The organism is Legionella sp. PC1000, from assembly GCF_014109805.1.
Taxonomy (GTDB): Bacteria; Pseudomonadota; Gammaproteobacteria; order Legionellales; family Legionellaceae; genus Legionella; species Legionella resiliens.
The window spans coordinates 280001-302216 of sequence record NZ_CP059400.1; the positions used below are offsets into that span (position 1 = coordinate 280001).

A 22216-nucleotide genomic window follows, 5' to 3' on the forward strand; every position below is an offset into this window, starting at 1 on the left:
CGTGTAATCCTGGTTGAATATGGGTGGACCATCATCCAAGGCTAAATACTACTTACTGACCGATAGTGAACCAGTACCGTGAGGGAAAGGCGAAAAGAACCCCGGAGAGGGGAGTGAAATAGAACCTGAAACCGTTTGCGTACAAGCAGTGGGAGCATTTCTTCGGAGATGTGACTGCGTACCTTTTGTATAATGGGTCAGCGAGTTACTTTCAGTGGCGAGGTTAACTGAATAAGGAAGCCGTAGAGAAATCGAGTCTGAATAGGGCGCGAGTCGCTGTGAGTAGACCCGAAACCGGGCGATCTAGTCATGTGCAGGATGAAGGTTGGGTAACACCAACTGGAGGTCCGAACCGGGTAATGTTGAAAAATTATCGGATGACGTGTGACTAGGAGTGAAAGGCTAATCAAGCCCGGAGATAGCTGGTTCTCCCCGAAAGCTATTTAGGTAGCGCCTCGTGAATGATTACTGGGGGTAGAGCACTGTTTCGGCTAGGGGGCTGTCATGGCTTACCAAACCGATGCAAACTCCGAATACCGGCTAATTGAATCACGGGAGACACACGGCGGGTGCTAACGTCCGTCGTGAAGAGGGAAACAACCCAGACCGCCAGCTAAGGTCCCCAAGTACTAGTTAAGTGGGAAACGATGTGGGAAGGCACAGACAGCCAGGAGGTTGGCTTAGAAGCAGCCACCCTTTAAAGAAAGCGTAATAGCTCACTGGTCGAGTCGGCCTGCGCGGAAGATGTAACGGGGCTAAAACTAGTCACCGAAGCTGCGGATGTGTACTAAGTACACGTGGTAGGGGAGCGTTCTGTAGGCTGATGAAGGTGGATTGAGAAGTCTGCTGGAGGTATCAGAAGTGCGAATGCTGACATGAGTAACGATAATGAGGGTGAAAAGCCCTCACGCCGGAAGTCCCAGGTTTCCTGCACGACGTTAATCGGAGCAGGGTGAGTCGGCCCCTAAGGCGAGGCTGAAGAGCGTAGTCGATGGGAACCAGGTTAATATTCCTGGACTTTTTATAAGTGGTGAAGTGGGGACGAAGAAGGCTAGATGAGCCAGGCGTTGGTTGTCCTGGTATGTGCATGTAGGGGGATGGTTTAGGCAAATCCGGACCATTACTAACTCTGAGGTGCGACATGGTGCTGACACTTCGGTGTACAGCGAAGTCATTGATGCCCGGCTTCCAGGAAAAGCTGCTAGCCATAACTTATAGAGAACCGTACCGCAAACCGACACAGGTGGACAGGTAGAGAATACTAAGGCGCTTGAGAGAACTCGGGTGAAGGAACTAGGCAAAATGGTACCGTAACTTCGGGAGAAGGTACGCCCTTTTTGGTGAGGAGATTTACTTTCTGAGCTGAAGAGGGCCGCAGAGACCAGGTGGCTGCGACTGTTTATTAAAAACACAGCACTCTGCAAATTCGTAAGAAGACGTATAGGGTGTGACGCCTGCCCGGTGCCGGAAGGTTAATTGATGGGGTTATCTTCGGAGAAGCTCTTGATCGAAGCCCCGGTAAACGGCGGCCGTAACTATAACGGTCCTAAGGTAGCGAAATTCCTTGTCGGGTAAGTTCCGACCTGCACGAATGGCGTAACGATGGCCACACTGTCTCCACCCGAGACTCAGTGAAATTGAAATCGCTGTGAAGATGCAGTGTACCCGCGGCTAGACGGAAAGACCCCGTGAACCTTTACTATAGTTTTGCACTGGACTTTGATGATAACTGTGTAGGATAGGTGGGAGGCTATGAAGTGAGGACGCTAGTTCTCATGGAGCCAACCTTGAAATACCACCCTGTTGTTATTGAGGTTCTAACTTGGTCCCGTAATCCGGGATAAGGACAGTGTATGATGGGTAGTTTGACTGGGGCGGTCTCCTCCCAAAGAGTAACGGAGGAGCACAAAGGTACCCTCGGTACGGTCGGACATCGTACCAAGAGTGTAAAGGCATAAGGGTGCTTGACTGCGAGAGTGACGGCTCGAGCAGGAACGAAAGTTGGTCTTAGTGATCCGGTGGTTCTGAATGGAAGGGCCATCGCTCAACGGATAAAAGGTACTCCGGGGATAACAGGCTGATACCGCCCAAGAGTTCATATCGACGGCGGTGTTTGGCACCTCGATGTCGGCTCATCACATCCTGGGGCTGAAGCAGGTCCCAAGGGTATGGCTGTTCGCCATTTAAAGTGGTACGCGAGCTGGGTTTAGAACGTCGTGAGACAGTTCGGTCCCTATCTGCCGTGGGCGTAGGAAAATTGAGAGGAGCTGCTCCTAGTACGAGAGGACCGGAGTGGACGAACCTCTGGTGTACCGGTTGTCACGCCAGTGGCATTGCCGGGTAGCTAAGTTCGGACGGGATAACCGCTGAAAGCATCTAAGCGGGAAGCCTCCCTCAAGATGAGTTTTCCCATGAAGCCCGTTGAAGACTACGACGTTGATAGGCAAGGTGTGGAAGCACAGTAATGTGTGAAGCTAACTTGTACTAATTGGCTGATTGTCTTGACCATATAATCTGAGTTACTTCAGATTTTGATTGCGAATACGGATACGAGAAACAACAAATAGTGTACTTCTTTATTTACCTAATGCTTGATTGAGGTATAATGCCTGACAATCAATGCAAAACCAGTTTTCCTGGCGACCATAGCGGTTTGGAACCACCTGAATCCATCTCGAACTCAGAAGTGAAACGAACCCGCGCCAATGATAGTGTGAGGTTTCCTCATGTGAAAGTAGGTCATCGCCAGGGTTTTATTCTTAGAAAGCGGCTTTACGGCCGCTTTTTTTTTCTGCACTATATAACTATAAATGACTCACAGCTTTTAGGCCGTTTCTATGAGCACGATGAATTGAAATATATTCTTGTCTGCTTTTAATTTAGTTTCCGTATTACTGTTATTTCTTGTAAAGTCTAAATAATTGATTTTTATGTGACTTTAGTTTAAGTTAATTTTATTTAAGGATAGGTTGTAGTTTATGTTAGTCCAACGAATTTTGGATTTTATTCAAACTCTAGAAAAGGAAAACCCTCTCATTCTATGTGATGCAAAGTTACATGAATGTCTTTCTGGTCGTTTTTCGAAACGAGGACCCAGTGACAATTTGACCCATGATGATTTTAATTTCCTTCTTACTTGCTATAAAAGCCGCTGGGAAGCAATTGTCGATCGTGATGATGATTATACACGTAATCCCTCGGTTATTAATCAACACTGGATCGATCTGGCTAAAGAACTGGCTCCCTTAGTGAGGATTAATTATTTAAAAATTCTAATACCAACTTTAATCAATGAAAAGGATTTAAATGATTTTTCATCGCTTGATGAAACTGTAAATCTCTTTAATTTTTATCTTGGTCATGGCGGGAAAACTCTATATAGAAAATTGAGCTTTTGTAAGCACCTAGAAAGTTGGCAGTTTGAGTTATCGACCTACAGAGAAAATAAAAAACTAAGCGTTGTTACGGTAGATGAATTGGCTCGTCTCAAATTATGCAAACAAACTTCTCGAGAAGTAGCCGTAGACTCTGAACGATTCAAAAATTTTTGGGATCTTATGCGTAAAAAGGTTTTTGTTAATTTAAGAAATCATGGCCGCATGCCTATAGCTTTTTTGCCTCATTTACTGGAGTTAATTGAACAATACTGTCATATGAAAGCGGAAGGGTCACCGTTTGCACATTTCAAAATGGAGATTAATAATCTTTTCCGCCGCTTATATGATTATAATTTAGCTGATGTGAATTTCTTGTATGGTACGAAAATTAAGTATAAGGAAAATGAAGAGTACTTGTTGGATTTATTTATCGCGCTTCAAACTGCAAATAGTTATAATGAGATAAATTATGAAGTACAAATGCTCGGCAAATGGTTATTTGAATATAATTCCGATTTAAAAGCCTCAAGTATGGAATTACAACCTGTTTATCAAACTTCTGCTGAAGAAAGCGAAAAGGAGCAATTTATTAAAACAGATGCTTTTGTGAATTGCTGCAAGCTACTTGTTTCATTATTTACTACTCAATTTGAACTTTCGATTTTCTTCACCCGGCAAACTCACAGTTTATGGGATAAAAAAAATAACGTTTTTCCAGAAGCATATGGAATTTTTACTGTTTTGTTGCCACTTATTGCAGCGAATAAGCCTAAAGCTTTGGAAACAGCTTATGCAGAAATTATCGAGGATATTGTTATTCCTGCACGGAGAGATAATAGTTGGTGTACATGGTTTACTCGTGATCGATCAACAACTAAATGGTTGGAGTTAGTGCAAAATTGTAAGCTAAACGAACTAGGTGTTCACTGGTTTGAGCCAGAATTGTTATTTAACGCATTACAGCTTTTTGATACAAAGAATCCGTCGGTGCAAATGCGGATTAATCATTTATTAGATGACATAATTCAAACTTATGCTCAAAACCAGAATGATCTCATGAAGCAGTTTCGTGTCAATATCTTATTTACTGAATTCCTTAATGGATTAAACAAAGACCACTCTAAGCGGTTATTGATTTTAATCAAATTATGTAATTTAGAAATCGCAAAGTCTCAATTTCTCAGTAATTGCACTAAACATATCAATGAACAAATAGCTCAATTGGGTCAAGCTATTGATAGTTCGTCGTCAGGTTTTTTCTCTCGTACCCGTAATAAGCTAGACAGGGTTAAATTATTTAATTTGCCTGAAAAAGCAAAGGATGTTGAATCAATGATTGTTGCGTATAAAACTTACTTATCTGGACTCTCTATGGAGCCTAGAAAAGCAGAGAGTATAAGTACATACTTATTTAAAATAGGCCAACCTATTTTAACCGCGACACAAAAAGAAAAGGCTAAGAATAGCGGCAGAACTACCCTTGATTATATAGCTCAATATACTTAGAAATTTTACAGTCCTTAATCGAATTGAGAAGAGGGATTAAGCGAGCGATCTACGAGTTATAGCTTTGTTTTCATCCAGGACTTAAATGGTCAGTTTGGTTGCGAAATAGGTTTTATTTAGTATATTGTGTACAGAGCTTGAGGAAATTTTCATATCTTTTTTCTGAAATCAAGCCGTCATTTTTGGCCTTAATAATGGCGCAATGCGGGGTGTCTTTATGACTGCAATTACGAAATTTGCATTGCGACACGTAAGGCCTAAACTCAGGGTAACCGCGTACAATTTCAGCAGTATCTATATGCCATAGGCTAAACTCTCTTACTCCAGGGGAGTCAATTAAAGCCCCGCCGCTGGGTAGATGATAGTAGCGAGAATTGCTCGTGGTATGCCGACCTAATTCTGATATTTCAGAAATTTCATTTATCGAGATATTTTGTTCGTGAGGTAGAATACTCGAAATAAGCGATGATTTCCCCACTCCAGATTGACCTACAAAAACACTGATTTGATGATTTAATCTATGTTTGAGTTGCTCCATGCCCTCAGAATAGTTTTTATTAGTCAGTAGAATAGGATAATTAAGAGCTCCATAGTCCAGAAGTAATTGTTCTTTAAGAGAATCACAGGGTAAGTCGGTTTTATTTAATAAAATTACTGCATGTAAGTGCAGTGTTTCAGCCATAACCAAATAGCTATCAAGCAATGGCCAAGATATTTCTGGTTTGGGTGCGATAACAATAATGAGTTGCGTAATATTCGCTGCCACAGGTTTTACCTGCCCTGAACTGGTTGGTTTTGCCAAGACACTGCTCCGTGGGTAGAGGCTGACTACCACTCCTTGATTTACTCCCTCTACTTGCCAAATTATCCTATCCCCGGCTACCACTGTTTCTAGGTTTGGCCTGATGGAACAATGTATCTGTTTCCCTTGATTGTCTTCGACTACAACGTGCTTGCCAAAGCGAGTAATGACTAAACCATCAGCCAGATCATCATGACTTGTTTTATTTTCATGATAATTTTGTTGGATTTTTTCAATACGGGCAGATTGTTGTTTACTAATACGTCTTTTACTCATCGTTCTGATCTATATTATAATTATTAAAAATATCCTTAGCTCAGGGAGAAAAGCCAGAGCTAAATAATCATACAGTATGAAGGTAAATTAAATTTAATGAAAGTCTACTTGGTTGGTGGTGCTGTTCGTGATCAATTATTAAATCTTCCAGTTAAGGAACGCGACTGGGTTATTGTAGGCTGTAGTCCTGAGGAGTTACTAAAAAAAGGGTTCAGAAAAGTTGGTCGTGATTTCCCTGTTTTTTTGCATCCCAAGACCAGTGAGGAATATGCTTTAGCACGAACAGAAAGAAAATCAGCGCCTGGATATTACGGCTTTTCTTGTGATTTTAATAAAAATGTAACTTTGGAAGAGGATTTAGTCCGACGTGATTTAACCATTAATGCAATGGCCCGGGATGAACAGGGGCGACTCATTGATCCCTACAACGGGCTTAAAGATTTAGAGGCTAAGTTACTCCGTCATGTATCTCCTGCTTTTATAGAAGATCCTGTGCGTGTGCTGCGTGTTGCCCGTTTCGTCGCACGCTTTCACCATTTGGGTTTTAAATTAGCTGATGAAACACGTTCATTGATGTATACAATGGTTCAACGAGGTGAATTGGCTCATTTGGTGGCTGAACGAGTCTGGCAGGAATGGCAAAAAAGTCTGGAGGAAAAAAATCCAGAACAATTTATTGCGACCTTACGCTCTTGTGATGCATTGCGTATAATTTTGCCTGAACTTGATGCGCTGTTTGGTATTCCTAATCCTTATCGCTACCATCATGAAATAGATACTGGAGTTCATACTTTGTTGGTTTTGCACGCTGCAGTGACGTTAACTTCAGATCCGGTGATCCGTTTTGCTGCATTAGTTCATGATCTAGGTAAGGCTTTATCGCCAACACACAATTGGCCAAGCCATCATGGTCATGAAGAACGAGGTGTTCCTATTATTGATGCTTTGTGTTCTCGTTTACGGATTCCTAATGATTATCGTACTCTCGCAACTATGGTTTCACGATTTCATTTGAATATTCATCGTTTATTTGAGTTGCAAGCCAGTACTATTGTAAAACTTTTGGAACAATGCGATGCATTTCGTCGGCCACAACTTTTCTATAATATGTTAATTGCTTGTGAATCTGATGCAAAAGGTTGTGGCCGAGATATTGATTACCGACAGAGTAAACTATGGGATTACGTACTCGCTGAGTGCGCTAAAGTAAATAGCCAAACGATTATTGCTGAAGGTTATAAGGGTGATGCAATTAAACAAGCCTTGCATCAAAGACGAGTGGCTTGTGTAGAACTGATACTAAACTCCTGGAAGACAAATGAAAAATAATCAAAATTTAATTTGGATAGATTTGGAAATGACTGGACTTGAACCTGAAAAAGACAGGATCATTGAGCTAGCTACGGTGGTGACGGATCCCCATTTAAATATAATTGCTGAAGGACCGGTTTTTGCTATTTCTCAACCTAAAGTATTGCTGGATGGAATGGATTCCTGGAATACCCGACAACACGGACAATCTGGTTTAGTCACTCGAGTTTTGCAAAGTCAAGTCAGCGAGGCAAAAGCAGAACAATCAACCATTGAATTTCTCAAGCAGTATTTGGATAAGGGGAAATCACCAATGTGCGGTAACAGCGTGTGCCAGGACAGGCGATTTTTGTATAAGTACATGCCGGATCTCGCTGCGTTTTTTCATTACCGAAATTTGGATGTGAGTACATTAAAAGAGTTGGCCATACGTTGGAGACCTGAATTGTTAAATGGGGTGGTTAAAGAATCAAAACACCTTGCATTAGATGATATTAAAGATTCCATTGCAGAATTGGTATATTATCGTCACCATTTTATAAATTTGCCGGATGTAACAAAATGACGCAAAGAGAGCGATTAGAACTACCTAACAGTGCAGATAAATTGTTATTACATTCCTGTTGTGCCCCCTGTTCTGGCGAGGTTATGGAAGCGCTCCTCAGTTCAGAAATTAATTTCACTATCTTTTTTTATAATCCGAACATTCATCCTGTTCAAGAATATGAAATCAGAAAAGATGAAAACATTAATTTTGCACAAAAACACAATATCCCATTTATTGATGCAGATTATGACAAAGATAATTGGTTTACTCGGGCTAGGGGTTTGGAATGGGAACCTGAGCGGGGTAAACGATGCACCATGTGTTTTGATATGCGTTTTGAACGCACAGCCCTATATGCTCACGAACATGGTTTTCCTGTGATCAGCAGTTCTTTGGGAATTTCACGCTGGAAAGATATGAATCAAATTAATGACTGCGGTATTCGAGCTGCAAACAAATATCCCAATCTGGAATATTGGACCTATAATTGGCGAAAAAATGGGGGTTCAGAACGTATGTATGAAATTGCCAAGCGCGAAGGATTTTATAAGCAGGAATATTGTGGATGCGTGTATTCTTTACGTGATACAAATGCTTGGCGTAAACAAAAAGAACGTAATCGAATAAAAATTGGTATTAATTATTATTCTGAAGAACAAAAAGATGAAGGTGCGTTATGAGTATGCACTCACACGGCGGGGGTTCCCATCATCACCATCATCATGGGCAAGAACATACTGCGGCGACCTATAATAAAGCGTTTATCATTTCCATAATAGCCAATGGTCTTTTTGTAATCATACAAATTGTTTTTGCCTATTTATCTAATTCGACCAGTTTATTGGCCGATGCGTTTCACAATTTAGGTGATGTTTTAGGTTTGGTTTTAGCCTGGATTGCTACAGTACTTATGAAACGCGCACCTACGATGAAAGCGACTTATGGTTTAAAAAAAATATCAATTCTCTCAGCATTAGCAAATGGGATCTTGTTAGTCTTTACATGTGGAATTATTGCTACTGATGCTATTTATAAATTATTTTCACCAACAGAGATACAGGCTTTATCCGTAATGATCGTCGCAGGGATAGGTATTGTAATTAATTCGACTACTGCATTATTGTTTGCGCACGGTTCTGATGACTTAAATATTAGAGGTGCTTATTTACATTTATTTTATGATGCTTTAGTTTCAGTTGGCGTAGTTTTGGCAGCGGCATTATTGTATTGGACTGGTTGGCTTTGGATAGATCCTGTAGTCGGTTTGTTGATTGCATTAATTATGCTCAAGGGTACCTGGACTTTATTTGCAGGGAGTTTCAGATTAATTATAGATGGAGTGCCAGATAATATTTCCTGGACGGCTGTGAGTGATTTTCTATTAAGCAAACCGGGCGTAAAAGGATTTCATGATTTACATATTTGGGCGCTCAGTACCCAGGAAAATGCGATGTCAGTCCATTTACACATGCCTGATGAAGAGCTTTCTGATGCATTAAGGGCTGAATGGGTTGAACAATTACGGCATGAATTTAATATTCAACATGTAACCATCCAAGTAGAAAAAACCAAGACAGATTGTAATGATGCATGTCATCACCCAAAGTTCTTATAGATAAAAATGAGCTAAAAGCATCGTTCGGGAATCTGGTGGGGCAAAGCCTAATTTACACTTTCTACGTGGCTGATATGTAATAGTTCAGTGTTCACGTTAATATAATACATTTTTCTTGAAGAAATAAATTGTAACGTAATGGGTCAACTTTAAAATCCTCAAAAATAGGGATGAGGATTCTAAAGTCAATCAGCATTAATTTTTATTGCAACTACCCTATTGGATATGCTGCTTTTAATTGAATTGAATTGATTGAATAATTTGAAGAACCGGTAGAACCTACCCATCCAAGAGCAATGCTACCTCCTGATTTCTTTGTTAAATCAAGCCAAATACCCAGCGATCCCATATTTTGAGGAAGGTTACCCACAATAAAATTGTAATTGAATTCTGGGCCTAAATTCGTATAAAAGAGTTCTTGGGATTTATTACCTCCAGAGTTGTAACTGTATTGAGTTCTTGCGGATGGAGTGAGTATCCAAGTTTCAAATGCAATGATTTTTGATAGAAAAACCCCTGTAGACCATGATGTATTTGAGGAATCCAAAGAGTTAAAAGTTAGCGCCATAGGGCCACCTTGTTCCACAAATTGGTTTAGTTCGGCAGATACTATATCAGCGCGGCAAAATAATTGAGTAATTACAGTTTTTATTGTGAATAAATTAGATATACTCAAAGAACCATAAGTCATTTTACCATTTCTATTACTAAGAAGGGTTTCACCACTGAGCTCTGACCGGCGTCTGTTTGAAAATTTAGGCTCTCCATAACCTATTAATGCGTCCACAAACCAATTATTTATGGGCTGGTAGGTGGCATAGCCGGTGAGGGATAATTGATGGGCGTTGCTTACAGAAGTAAAGTGATTAATTGAACTTTTGTCAGTTGCATATCCTACAGCAAAACCTGCAATCAGTGATTCTTTAGCTTGAAAATCAACTCCCGCCGTTAAGCCTTCCAGAGTAAAATTATTACGACTATTTCCTGGATTATTTATCTTACCGTAACTGGTATTACCATTACCCCATAAAGACATGGAGAGATTATTAACCAAGAAACTATTTAGAGTTAAGTTATTCAATTCATACGAATCTAAATTTGAAAGTGGATAATTACTTGAATTTTGGTTATCAATCTCATTTGATGTGATAAGAGGCGCAGTACCAGAAGCGAATGCTAACTGTTGTTTATCATATTGGTTGATCATCCTTCGAGAAGCGGAAGAATACTCTTGATATTGCTGAGTTAGCGGAGTATGAAATCCTAAGGTCACCTTATTTTTTTTAAGATCAAAACGATGTAATTGTTGTAAATGATCCGTTATTTGTATTATGTGCCCTTCGGCAAAGTGTTGTGTAGCAACTACTTGTGCATTAATTAACCCAGTCATTGAAGTATCTGAAGTAGGATTGGGTGGGGTAAAAGCGGAAATGATAAGGATGAATGACTGAGTGGCAGGATTTCCTATACCATTTGTTGCTGTAAAAGTAATTGGATAATTACCTGTTTGGGTAGAAATGCCTGAAAGAACCCCTGTTGAAGAATTGAAAGTAATACCTGTTGGCAATGTTCCTGTTACTGTCAGTGTAGGCGTTGGTGATCCAGTTACAGTAACGATAAATGAGCTTGAAACCCCAAAGGGAAACGTGGTTGAAGCTGCTGAGGTAATTGCAGGAGGAGATGAACCAACGACAGACATACTTTGTTGTACTTGAGGAGCAGGAGCATAATTTACATTACCCGGTTGATTTGCATTGAGAATACAATTCCCAACGCCAATAAATGAGACAACACCTTCGCTTATGGAACAAATGTTACTACTGCTCGTATCTACAGTAATCGTCACGGGTAAGCCCGATGTAGCAGTAGCTGTCGGGATATAAGTACTGCCATCTACACTAGGATTGGTTGGGGCTATGCTAGTAAAAATGATAGTCTGATTCAATTGATTTACGGTTAATATTGCGGCGCTACTTATCACAGTCCCAGCCGAATTGGATACATCAACGGTATAGTTTCCTGCATCTGCTAATACTACACTTGGGATGTTATAGCTTGCTGCAGTGGCTCCAGCAATTGCTATCCCATTTTTTTTCCATTGGTAGGAAAGAGGGGCGGTACCGGTTGCGATTACCGAGAAGGTTACAGATTGCCCAACGGTTACTGTTTGGCTAACGGGTTGTGTGGTAATTGACGGGGGAGTTCCGGAATTTACAGTTAATACTGCAGTACTACTTGTTACAATTCCAGCCGAATTGGATACATCCACTGAATAGTTTCCTGCATCTGCTAATACTACACTGGGGATGTTATAGCTTGCTGCAGTGGCTCCAGCAATTGCTATCCCATTTTTTTTCCATTGGTAGGAAAGAGGGGCGGTACCGGTTGCGATTACCGAGAAGGTTACAGATTGCCCAACGGTTACTGTTTGGCTGACAGGTTGTGTGGTAATTGACGGGGGAGTTCCGGAGTTTACAGTTAATACTGCAGTACTGCTTGTTACAGTCCCAGCCGAATTGGATACATCAACGGTATAGTTTCCTGCATCTGCTAATACTACACTGGGGATGTTATAGCTTGCTGCAGTGGCTCCAGCAATTGCTATCCCATTTTTTTTCCATTGGTAGGAAAGAGGGGCGGTACCTGTTGCGATTACCGAGAAGGTTACAGATTGCCCGACGGTTACTGTTTGGCTAACGGGTTGTGTGGTAATTGACGGGGGAGTTCCGGAATTTACAGTTAATACTGCAGTACTACTTGTTACAATTCCAGCCGAATTGGATACATCCACTGAATAGTTTCCTGCATCTGCTAATACTACACTTGGGATGTTATAGCTTGCTGCAGTGGCTCCAGCAATTGCTATCCCATTTTTTTTCCATTGGTAGGAAAGAGGGGCGGTACCTGTTGCGATTACCGAGAAGGTTACAGATTGCCCGACGGTTACTGTTTGGCTAACGGGTTGTGTGGTAATTGACGGGGGAGTTCCGGAATTTACAGTTAATACTGCAGTACTACTTGTTACAATTCCAGCCGAATTGGATACATCCACTGAATAGTTTCCTGCATCTGCTAATACTACACTTGGGATGTTATAGCTTGCTGCAGTGGCTCCAGCAATTGCTATCCCATTTTTTTTCCATTGGTAGGAAAGAGGGGCGGTACCTGTTGCGATTACCGAGAAGGTTACAGATTGCCCGACGGTTACTGTTTGGCTAACGGGTTGTGTGGTAATTGACGGGGGAGTTCCGGAGTTTACAGTTAATACTGCAGTACTGCTTGTTACAGTACCCTCTAGATTGGATACATCAACGGTATAGTTTCCTGCATCTGCTAATGCAACGCTGGGTATGTTATAGCTTGTTGCAGTGGCGCCAGCAATTGCTACCCCATTTTTTTGCCATTGGTAGGAAAGAGGGGCCGTACCTGTTGCAGTTACCGAGAAGGTTACAGATTGCCCGACGGTTACTGTTTGGCTAACGGGTTGTGTGGTAATTGACGGGGGTATAAATGTACTCGATATGGGTGATTCCACATTCGTGTTGAAGTCGTGGCCCAAATGAGGATTTGCAAAAGCATTATTAAGTTGCCCGAATTGCAATATAAAACCCAAGAAAAAACAGAACATCACAAAGAATGACCTACATGGTCTCATTATTTAATCCAAAAAATTTAAGACAATTTCACATTAATTTAAAATTTAACATTATTGCTTTCAAAAAGAAATTTGTTATATTTACTTATTAAATTGGAATTAATTAAATTAATGAGCTTGCTTAGCAAAAATTTTTCACAACCCGATCAAACCTAACTGGTTCCTGATTAGGAGCTAAGAATTTACGTGGATATGGTTTTAGGTTTCTTTTGTTATGAGTTCTAAGCCCTTCTTATAGCTTTTACATGCAAGTGACTCTTCGCCAAGCTTTTCATGCAACTGTCCTTGAATTTCGTAGGCCAAGGCTGTCGGTTCGATCTCATTTGCTTTTTCAAGATAATACTTGGCTTTGCCCCAGAGCTGTTGTTTTATGCAGATTTGCCCTAAAGATAAATAAAGTGCTGCTGAATGCGCATTTTTTTTGAGTAACCCTTCAGCAAAAGCCAATTGCTTCTCATCAGATGGTAATAGGCTATAAAGCCTAATCAATTGAGGACTGAGATCTTTACGCAGTGCGCGTTGCAGTAGATTACTTGCCGTACCAAAGTCCGCTTTTTTTAATAAGAAACGTACATACTCTGCGATAATATTTGGCTCATTAGCCAAAGGTTTAGGGACCGAATGAAAAAAGGCATCTACAACTTCTGGTTGATTTTGCTTCACCAGGTCAATAAGCCTTTGCAAATAAGCATTGTATTGTAATAACTCAAGTTCTTGCTGATTAACAACCCGATGCTTTTTTAAATCAGGCAAAATAGCAATGAGTTGCGGCCAGTCTTTTACTTCCTGATAAAGTTGCATGATGAGTTTTAAGACGTAAGGATGGCGTGGGGCTATATCATGTAAATGTTTTAAGGTCGCCAAAGCTTGTTCCCATTGATGATTTGCCAGTTGTAATTCTGCTTGGGTTAATTCAACAGCAATTTTAGCTTCTGGCATTGAGTGCTGTGCTTCACGCAAATAATCATCACGTAATTGATTGTCTCCCATTTTTTGAGCTGCTCGGGCTGCTGTTAAATAATTTAGTAACGGTGTATCGGTATTAGGTAAGGCCTGAATCAAATGATTTTTTGCTTTTAACCAATATCCTTCACTGTATTCAATTAATCCTTTTCGAGTAATAGCTTGTGCTTTTTGAGCAAGTCGTTTTGAATGCCATCGGGTTAATGAGCGTGGGGTATGCGAAATTTTCTGACATAAACGAAGAATAAGATACAAAACAATGAATAAAATAATAATACCAAAGACGGCTACCCAGACCGTAGTTTCAATGGTCCAATGATTGATTGCAATCAATACATAGCCTGGATCTTTATTGAGTTGAATTCCTAAAACTACCGCACCCAATAAAATCAAAAAAGCAAAGAGAAGACGCATCATTATTGATTTCCTCCTTGTTCGCTATCTATGGATTGATTTGCTGATTTTTTGGTGTCAATTAATTCATTGAGCATAGGGAGTGCAGAACCCATACTGGGTCTTTTTTGAGTTATATTTGTTTGGTGTAACTCAGTAAGTTTTTTGATTAAAGCCGCTGTATTTGGCGTATTTGCATTAAAATTCATTTTAAGACTATCAATTGCCTGTTTTAGAACCAGTTGATAAACAAAGGGCTCATTATTTAAAATTGCCCATTGTGCTTCTTGCAGATTAAGCCGGAGCTTTTCTTTAAGTATGGCTTCGAATGCGGGGGATATAAGTGGTTTAATCTCCTGATCATGACGTCGAATCACAACAAGTTTCTCCAGTACATTCATGCTGTTTTGAAAGCGATCGCGCCAAGTAGGTGAGCTATTGGCTGGCGTTGTTGTTTTTTTTGTTGAGGTCAGATTCTCATTTAGCGGTAATGGAGTTCTCAAATCATTAATGCTGCTCTGTGCCGCATCCAATTGGCTAAGCAATCCAGCAACATCCACAGAAGGTAGGGCTTGGGTTTGAACTATATCCTTAGCGATGGCTTGCCGTATATCCAAAATTTTAGGGTCGTTAAATTGTTTTAAAAGCTGATCTGCTTGTTTTAACAATGCTATTGTGGGGTCAACTCCATTGCTCCAATGTGCATTGATTTGTGCTAATTCAAGGTAGTAACGTGCTTTGAGAAGAAGCCAGTCCTGATTTTGATAAAACTTTTGGTTCATTGCATTTTGTAACTGTTTGCTTAAACTTTCGAATTTAGTTTGTAATTGTTTCTGTATTTCTTCAGCATTATTTGTTTTTGCATTGAGCTGCTCTTGAGCTTGATCTTGTTTTTGCTCTAGTTGTTGTAGGTGCGCGGAAAAATTATTTTGCGTTTTATTTAATTGCTCATGCAATTGTTTGTTCAGAAAAAGAGTATAGGCAGCGACGCCAAGCGCTACCAGCGCAACAATAAAGCTTAATACAAATATTAGATATTTATTTTTACACACAGTGGAATTAATTTTTGGTGTCGTCTTTTCATTATGTGTTGTTTTGACTGCCTTTTTTGCTTTTTGTATTTGTTCTTCTTTGCCGCTTGCCATAAGTTAATCCTTGTTTATGTAGTCAAACAATGTATTCATTAGTTGATTAGGATTGCATACCCTAATATTTTTTATATTCATTGAAGAGGCAACTTGAGCCAGGCGCTCACTAATTATTAGCCATTTTTTATTGCGAAGCCAATCATGGGCTTCCTTATCAAACAGTTTAAAAAGGTGATGCAAAGACTGTTCGCTTGTTAACAGTATAATGTCCACTAAATCATCGCGCCATATCGATTGAATAAATTGACGGCTTATTTGAGGAATAACCCTTTGATATACTTTGAGAATAATCAGGTTAGCTCCTCTGTGCATCAATTGTTCTTCAATGAGAGGCCTGCCTCCTTCACCCTTAAATAGTAGCACATTTTGTTTTTCTGGTTGTTGTAATGTTTTTAATGCCAATAAATGTTCACTGTCAGGTACATCAGGAACTGCACTCACGCGGATGCCGAATTTTTGCAACGCCGCAGCACTACCTTGACCAATTGCAATGACTTGAATCGAAGATGGCCACTTAATATGTCGCTGGTTTAATTGAGTAAAACAATAATGAACAGCATTTGCACTAACAAATATGGCTTGATCCACTTTTTCTAAATGAGGCAAAGAATTGATCCAATTGCTGTTTGCTGCTTCAATTTCTAGAGTTGGAAGTTCAATTGCTATTCCTCCCGCCTCACGAATACTTTGGCTCAACTGATGTGCTTGCTCTCGTGGGCGAGTATTTAAAATGCATAAACCGTGAAGCGAGCTACTCATTGTGGAACTGATGCGAGAAGGTTTGCTGCACCTTGGACTTGCAAAGATTGAGCACAGCGCTCAGCCAAGCTGGTTGCCTGCTCTATTGGGCCGGTTTGCGTGCTCGTGATGATCTGTGATCCATCAAGGGCTAAAATTTTTGCTTGCAAAGAAAGTTGTTTGTTTTCTATTGGAGCGCAAAAAACTGCTAAAGGCACATGACAATTACCGCCAAGCAGAGCATTAACCTTTCGCTCTGCGTGGACACAAATAGAGGATATGGGATCATTGAGCTCACTAAGCAGGGCTTGGATTTTGTGATCGTCACTTCTGCATTCGATTGCTAAGGCACCCTGGCCGCACGCAGGAAGCATGATGTGTGCTGATAATTGTTCGGTGATGACATTAGTGAAACCCATACGCTCAAGGCCTGCAGCAGCAAGGATAATTGCGTGATATTCTCCTGATTTGAGTTTCTCAAGTCTAGTATTGATATTCCCTCGTAAGGATTTAACACTTAAATCCGAGCGGTACGCTAATAATTGCGATTGCCGTCTAAGGCTAGAGGTTCCAACAATAGATTGGGCTGGCAATGTGTGCAAATTGTTGTGTTGGTAACTGACAAAAACATCGAAAGGGTTATCTCTTTTACAGATTGCAACTAAATCGAGGCCTTCAGGGAATTCTGCGGGCATATCTTTTGAAGAATGAACAGCAAAATCTGCTCGTTTATCTAACAACGCTTCTTCTAATTCTTTTACAAATAAACCCTTGCCGCCAATAGCCTGGAGTTTATCCTTAAGAAATTTATCTCCAGAGGTACTCATGGGTAATAATTCAATCTGCAGATTCGGCCATTTATTTAATAATAAATCGCGAACATGATTTGCTTGCCATAAAGCGAGGGGGCTTTGGCGCGTTGCTATACGTAGTATTCTTGAGTGCATAAGGATACCGCATTTTGTAAAGAATGCAGTATCATACTATGTTCATTATAAGGATGCACGCACCGAAAGAGCGATAAAAATATAAGTCCAACCATTAACAATCATATCAATAGCAATGAACATTCCTATAACCCATAAACCACTAATTGGCCATTGCATGATGATCAATATTCCAAGAATAATGGCAATAATTCCTGCAAATACGAGCCAACCCCATCCCTTGGTGTCTTTTAAAGATAGTGCGAGAATTATTCGTATGATTCCGATAACAATCAGTACTCCGGCCAGAAACGCTGTAATTAAAGTAGATGCTAAAAAGGGATCATACAATACCACTCCAGCACCAATCAGGTATAAAATTGCGATTATTGTTTGCCAGAATATCCCTTTCCAGTCTCTATGTTTGAAAATATCAAGAAAATGAGATATTGCGGAGATAATTAACAAGGCGCCAAAAAAATACATGCTGACCAATGTTAAGCCAATGACCATGCTCAAGCCGATACAACCTAGAAAAACAAGTAATATCCCCAATCCCAAGAGCCATCCCCAATTCCTCCTTAAAGCGTCTGGAGTGTATGTTTCATTTATGTTTGCCATACCATTTCCTTATTGTGATCCATTCATAATGAATTACCTCAATTGAAATATAACCTAACGCTCAAAGAGTTGTCGAATGAAGTTTTAAGTTGCTTTTTATATCCTAAGATGTGTTCATCGTGTTTAAAGCAAAGCGGAGCCCGGATTTTTCATTGTATAAAAATCCCCGGGCACGGCAGCGCTTTATTCAGGTGACAGAATAAGAATACTATTTGCAGTTATCATAAAGGGCATAAGATTTTTGTTTATAATAAGCCCAGTAACGGTCTCCGTAAGACCAATGCCAATATTCATTGCGATAATTAACGAAACCAACTGCTTCTAAGACATAACTCATGATTTTGCGATTTTGTTTTGCTACCTCGGGAATAATTTCTGAGGCAGTAAGTGAAAGAGAGCCATCTATGTCTTCCATCCAATCTTTAGGATGAATTCCCATTTCAATGGCCTCTCCTTGCTCATTGATTAAATATACATCAATTGCCGCGCCTGTTGAGTGCGGTGGGATATTGGGTGAACCGTCTTGGTTAATTACTGGAGAAACCATTCGAGTAGTTTCAATGAAGATCTGTTCGGGTGACCATTCAGGATGTTTGTTCTTCACTTTCTCATAACGTGTATCAAAGAGCGATTTTTGTAATGTCAAACTCCGATAACTTTCATACAAACAAAAACGTAATCCATTAGGTAACAAGAATTGGGCTTGTTTTAATTTTTCATAAACCGTTTTCCGCATTTTTGTGTAATCAGTATTGTTGGGGATTTCCGGAGAGGGACCATAACTTATTTCTCGAAGATCCACTAAATCAATCATTGGTTCGAGATTATCAATCACCGGGATAGCGACTATTTTAGGATCTGCAATGAGCAAAATCGGATCCAACTCAGTGTATTCTGACATTTCAAGCCCTTATAACATCACTTATTTTTTGCCATTGATGTGAAGAAATCTGCTGCGTTTTTTCTGATTTCCTCATCGGTTAGATCTCGGGTATGCGAGGCAATCATCCAGGAATAGCCAAAAGGATCTTTAATATGTCCGGCACGATCTCCCCAGAACATTTCCGATACAGGCATGGTTATTTGACCACCAGCAGCTACTGCTTGTTGAAAAACGGAGTCTACGTCAGCAACATAGATATAAAATCCTATTGGCGAGTTGCCAAGGGTCTCAGCGCTTTTAGAGCAATTGTCCCCTTCCATTTCATCACCCATCATCATAATAGAATTACCAATTTGGAGATGGGCATGCATAATGCCTTTTCCATCCAAAGATGGGAAAACATCCAGTGCTTTGGCATTAAATGCCTTTTTATAAAACTCAATTGCTTTCGCACAATCTTTAAAAGTAAAGGTTGGCGTTACCGTATGAAAGCCTTCAGGAATTGCTCGCACCATGTTTTTATCTCCATAAAATTTTGGCTAGAAGAGTCATTATAGTTTGAAGATTGTCTTATGGGAACAAAGGTCTGAGGGATCGTCGGTTCTCATTTTAAATTTCTCAGCGTACCGCTTAAATTTCTCTACGTACCTCTTAAATTTCCTATGTACTGCTAAATTTCTCTACGTACCGTGCTTTATGCACGGTATCCAGATGGATATTTTAAGATGCGGCGGAGCATTTCTAGAGCAAAATCCTCTGGATACCGTGCATAAAGCGCGGTACGTAGGCGAAAAAATTAAGAGTGGTGTGCTTCGATACTCGAAAATCAGGCCATTTTGACTCAAGCTTGCGAAAGGTAAAACAGCTCCCTTTGTATCTAGCTGGAAAAAAAATTCACTTCTAGGTATTATGTCAAATTATTATCTTGCAGGGTAAACGCAGCTAATTTGTAAGCATAGCGTAGCTCTACTTGTTGTGTTTTATACAAGGAATCCAGTCGATGGAGTAGGAAGACTAAAGCTGGATTTCGCGCATAAAGTGCTGAATGTGGGTATTTTTTATTATCATTTTATTAAATGTATTTTACCCTGTATTATCATGAGGTGTCTGGGCATGAAGTTGCAGTTTTTGATGTTATTGTCTTGTTTTTCATTTGCACTGTATGCAAGTAATGAATTGCAGCAACGAGAAATCCAATTAAGAATTCAACCTGTAGGAAAGGTTACTGTACAGGGCCAGACTCAAATAGATAATAAAGAAATGAGTTCTACCGGAACAAAAACAGAGCCCGGAGAAGAAACATATCAACAATATTGTATTGTGTGTCATCGAGATGGTCTCGCGGGGGCACCAAAATTCAGAAATGAACAGGATTGGCAACCGCGTTTATCGGGGAGAGAATTAAATGATTTACTTGCTTCTTCAATTAAAGGTTTGAATGCTATGCCCTCAAAAGGAACATGTATTAAATGCAGTGATGATGATCTTAAAGCGGCTATATCCTATATGTTGCCAAAATCATGAAAAAACTTACTTATAAAAAAATTCAAACTTTTAATGCAATGCTGACTGTATTTGTATTGTTTGCTTCTTTTTATTTTCAATATATGGTCGGCCTTGCTCCATGTCCTTTATGCATTATGCAGCGCCTATGTGTTTTTTTATTGTTAGCGGTTATGGGATTAAGTTTTCGAACTTTAAAGAGGGCGCGTGTTATCAGTTTGCTGCAAATCATCATTGCCTGCGCAGGGTTATATTTTTCTTTACGTCAATTATGGTTACAGTCTTTACCGGCAGGTGAAGCACCCGCTTGTATGCCAAGCCTGGATATTTTAATTCGTTATTTACCCTGGCAAGATGTAGCGAAAGCTTTATTTTGGGGAACTGGGGATTGTGCTGAAGCCAGTTGGCATATGTTAGGAATCTCAATGCCTGGATGGGTTGCCATATACTTTTTATTCATGGCCCTTATGGGATGTTTTTTGTTTTGGAACACCCGATCCAGCGTGCTCCATAATGATAATTTATAGTCGCTAGGCGTTTTATAGCCCTGAGTTTTATTTCCACAGGTATTTAAATTGTTGTTGAGGTATTGAATTGCAGATTTTTCCCGGCAATACCTTCATATTCTTGTGCTGCTTGGGATAAATTAGCAATGGGCTGATTTCTTTCAGGATGAGCGAAACGAAGCATCTGATTTTTAAAATGAGCGATGCGGGCAGCTGATTCTGGTGATTGAGGCAAGTTGATTTTTTGCACCAGTTCTAGTACTACGTGACGCGGTTGATGGCAGACGATTAACATATCACAACCTGCTTTAAGCGCTTCCTCTGTGCGGGTCTTTAAATTGCCTATATCGGCACCCGTCATACTCAAGCAATCACTTAAAACCAAACCTTTAAATTTCAATTCATGGCGTAAAATCTCTTGCAGCCAAATTGTTGAAAAACCAGCAGGTTTATTTGCATCAATTGTTTTATATGTTACATGCGCGGGCATGACCGCACTGAGCAGTCCTTTCTTGATCAGTTCGATGAAAGGTTTTAAATCTTTAATTTTCAATTCATCCATCGAGACGAGAGAAATGGGCATCGCAGTATGTGAATCAGCACCAACTGAACCATGGCCTGGAAAATGTTTGGCAACTGCAGGCATTCCAGCTGCATTCATGCCTTCAATAAAAGCACTTGCCAAAGCAATAATGACATCAGGATTATGGTGAAAAGCGCGATCCAAACGTGCAATGACCAGACTTTTGTCATGGAGATCAAGGACCGGAGCAAGACTTAAATCGATACCAAATGCTAATAAATCTTTGGCCATAATTTCGCCATATTGTCTCGCAAGGCGGATGCCCACTTCCGGGCTTAAATCATACACATCACCATAGACTCGAGGGGCAGGCAGGGAGCGAAATCCTTGGCGCAAAAAACGTTGCACAAAACCACCTTCATGATCGGTTGCTATAAAAATGCTGGGATTGATTTCGCGAATTTCATGAATTAGGTGTTCTAACTGCTGTGGACTTGTAAAGTTGCGTGTGAAAAGAATCACGGATCCGACATTAGGATGTTTTACGATTTCCCGTTCAAGGTCTGAAAGTTCAGTATTTTCTATATCAATCATGAATAAGTGAGAATTTGAACTGGGCATATACGTGTATCCTTTTTAGAATGGATGAATGAGGCCATGCTTCCATCGGTTTTGCGGATGATATCATAGATTATACTTCTTTCGAAACGTTACTGTAGCGGCAAATTGCTTCGTTGAGGCAGTGAATTTTCATGTGACCTGAATCTTCTATACATTGCTGAAAAACCAGTCCAGCTCTTATTCTGATTTCCCGCGGTCTGTCCGCGGAGGGAGTCAAGAGACTGCTCACATGAGTGTAGCTCTACTCCATTGCTGCTGCAGCAAGTTGGGGTTGATAAAAGAAGCCTACTGATTCAAGATTA

At 40.3% G+C, this 22216-nt stretch carries 17 protein-coding genes and 2 rRNA genes (1 of these 19 only partly in view); 9 read left to right on the forward strand and 10 right to left on the reverse strand.

Annotated features, from left to right (window positions below; genetic code table 11):
- The 3 genes from FOLKNPGA_RS01270 to FOLKNPGA_RS01280 form a co-directional block, all read left to right on the forward strand.
- Positions 1-2509: ribosomal RNA gene (locus FOLKNPGA_RS01270) — 23S ribosomal RNA — on the forward strand; it begins 388 nt to the left of the window's first position.
- 126 nt (positions 2510-2635) lie between these two features.
- Positions 2636-2751 (forward strand): 5S ribosomal RNA (rrf, locus tag FOLKNPGA_RS01275).
- A 227-nt stretch (positions 2752-2978) separates the two neighbouring features.
- Entirely contained in the window at positions 2979-4883 is a 1905-nt protein-coding gene (locus FOLKNPGA_RS01280; RefSeq protein WP_182351387.1) for a hypothetical protein, read from the forward strand.
- A gap of 112 nt (positions 4884-4995) precedes the next feature.
- On the opposite strand, the gene rsgA is transcribed toward FOLKNPGA_RS01280, so the two are convergent.
- A complete protein-coding gene (gene rsgA / locus FOLKNPGA_RS01285) occupies positions 4996-5961 on the reverse strand; it encodes a small ribosomal subunit biogenesis GTPase RsgA (protein WP_182351388.1) in 966 nt (321 codons plus the stop codon).
- 96 nt (positions 5962-6057) lie between these two features.
- Here rsgA and FOLKNPGA_RS01290 point away from each other — a divergent pair, with 96 nt between their 5' ends.
- Genes FOLKNPGA_RS01290 through FOLKNPGA_RS01305 form a run of 4 tightly spaced genes read left to right on the forward strand, consistent with a single transcriptional unit; the run spans position 6058 to position 9434 of the window.
- Positions 6058-7290, forward strand: coding sequence for a multifunctional CCA addition/repair protein (locus FOLKNPGA_RS01290; RefSeq protein WP_182351389.1), 1233 nt, complete (start codon positions 6058-6060; stop codon positions 7288-7290).
- Positions 7280-7837, forward strand: a complete 558-nt coding sequence (gene orn, locus FOLKNPGA_RS01295) for an oligoribonuclease (protein WP_182351390.1) — start codon at positions 7280-7282, stop codon at positions 7835-7837. Before FOLKNPGA_RS01290 ends, orn begins: the two co-directional genes overlap by 11 nt.
- Complete coding sequence (locus tag FOLKNPGA_RS01300) at positions 7834-8499, forward strand: epoxyqueuosine reductase QueH (RefSeq protein ID WP_182351391.1); 666 nt, start codon at positions 7834-7836, stop codon at positions 8497-8499. The genes orn and FOLKNPGA_RS01300 overlap by 4 nt, the downstream gene beginning before the upstream one ends.
- Positions 8496-9434, forward strand: a complete 939-nt coding sequence (locus FOLKNPGA_RS01305) for a cation diffusion facilitator family transporter (RefSeq protein ID WP_182351392.1) — start codon at positions 8496-8498, stop codon at positions 9432-9434. Before FOLKNPGA_RS01300 ends, FOLKNPGA_RS01305 begins: the two co-directional genes overlap by 4 nt.
- 211 nt (positions 9435-9645) lie before the next feature.
- On the opposite strand, the gene FOLKNPGA_RS01310 is transcribed toward FOLKNPGA_RS01305, so the two are convergent.
- The 8 genes from FOLKNPGA_RS01310 to FOLKNPGA_RS01345 form a co-directional block, all read right to left on the reverse strand.
- Positions 9646-13089, reverse strand: coding sequence for an immunoglobulin domain-containing protein (locus FOLKNPGA_RS01310; protein ID WP_182351393.1), 3444 nt, complete (start codon positions 13087-13089; stop codon positions 9646-9648).
- Positions 13090-13287: 198 nt separating this feature from the next.
- Positions 13288-14469 carry a heme biosynthesis HemY N-terminal domain-containing protein gene (locus FOLKNPGA_RS01315; protein ID WP_182351394.1) on the reverse strand — a complete coding sequence of 394 codons (1182 nt, stop codon included), beginning with the start codon at positions 14467-14469 and terminating at the stop codon, positions 13288-13290.
- Entirely contained in the window at positions 14469-15590 is a 1122-nt protein-coding gene (locus tag FOLKNPGA_RS01320; protein ID WP_182351395.1) for a uroporphyrinogen-III C-methyltransferase, read from the reverse strand. The genes FOLKNPGA_RS01315 and FOLKNPGA_RS01320 overlap by 1 nt, the downstream gene beginning before the upstream one ends.
- Positions 15591-15593: 3 nt before the next feature.
- On the reverse strand, positions 15594-16352 hold the full coding sequence (locus FOLKNPGA_RS01325) for a uroporphyrinogen-III synthase (protein WP_182351396.1): 759 nt from the start codon (positions 16350-16352) through the stop codon (positions 15594-15596).
- Positions 16349-17278 (reverse strand): hydroxymethylbilane synthase, encoded by a 930-nt coding sequence (hemC, locus tag FOLKNPGA_RS01330; protein WP_182351397.1) that lies wholly within the window; start codon positions 17276-17278, stop codon positions 16349-16351. The genes FOLKNPGA_RS01325 and hemC overlap by 4 nt, the downstream gene beginning before the upstream one ends.
- A 45-nt stretch (positions 17279-17323) precedes the next feature.
- Entirely contained in the window at positions 17324-17878 is a 555-nt protein-coding gene (locus FOLKNPGA_RS01335) for an HdeD family acid-resistance protein (RefSeq protein WP_182351398.1), read from the reverse strand.
- Positions 17879-18086: 208 nt separating this feature from the next.
- Complete coding sequence (locus FOLKNPGA_RS01340; RefSeq protein ID WP_182351399.1) at positions 18087-18779, reverse strand: M15 family metallopeptidase; 693 nt, start codon at positions 18777-18779, stop codon at positions 18087-18089.
- 17 nt (positions 18780-18796) lie between these two features.
- Complete coding sequence (locus FOLKNPGA_RS01345) at positions 18797-19276, reverse strand: VOC family protein (protein WP_182351400.1); 480 nt, start codon at positions 19274-19276, stop codon at positions 18797-18799.
- 598 nt (positions 19277-19874) lie between these two features.
- On the opposite strand from FOLKNPGA_RS01345, the gene FOLKNPGA_RS01350 reads away from it, so the two are divergent.
- Both FOLKNPGA_RS01350 and FOLKNPGA_RS01355 read left to right on the forward strand, forming a co-directional pair.
- On the forward strand, positions 19875-20285 hold the full coding sequence (locus FOLKNPGA_RS01350; RefSeq protein ID WP_182351401.1) for a cytochrome c5 family protein: 411 nt from the start codon (positions 19875-19877) through the stop codon (positions 20283-20285).
- Positions 20282-20791: a disulfide bond formation protein B gene (locus tag FOLKNPGA_RS01355; protein WP_182351402.1), complete on the forward strand. Its 510-nt coding sequence runs from the start codon at positions 20282-20284 to the stop codon at positions 20789-20791. The genes FOLKNPGA_RS01350 and FOLKNPGA_RS01355 overlap by 4 nt, the downstream gene beginning before the upstream one ends.
- A 43-nt stretch (positions 20792-20834) precedes the next feature.
- Here the strand turns inward: FOLKNPGA_RS01355 and nagZ are convergent, their stop codons facing one another.
- Positions 20835-21914: a beta-N-acetylhexosaminidase gene (gene nagZ / locus FOLKNPGA_RS01360; RefSeq protein ID WP_182351403.1), complete on the reverse strand. Its 1080-nt coding sequence runs from the start codon at positions 21912-21914 to the stop codon at positions 20835-20837.
- Positions 21915-22216 lie beyond the last annotated feature (302 nt).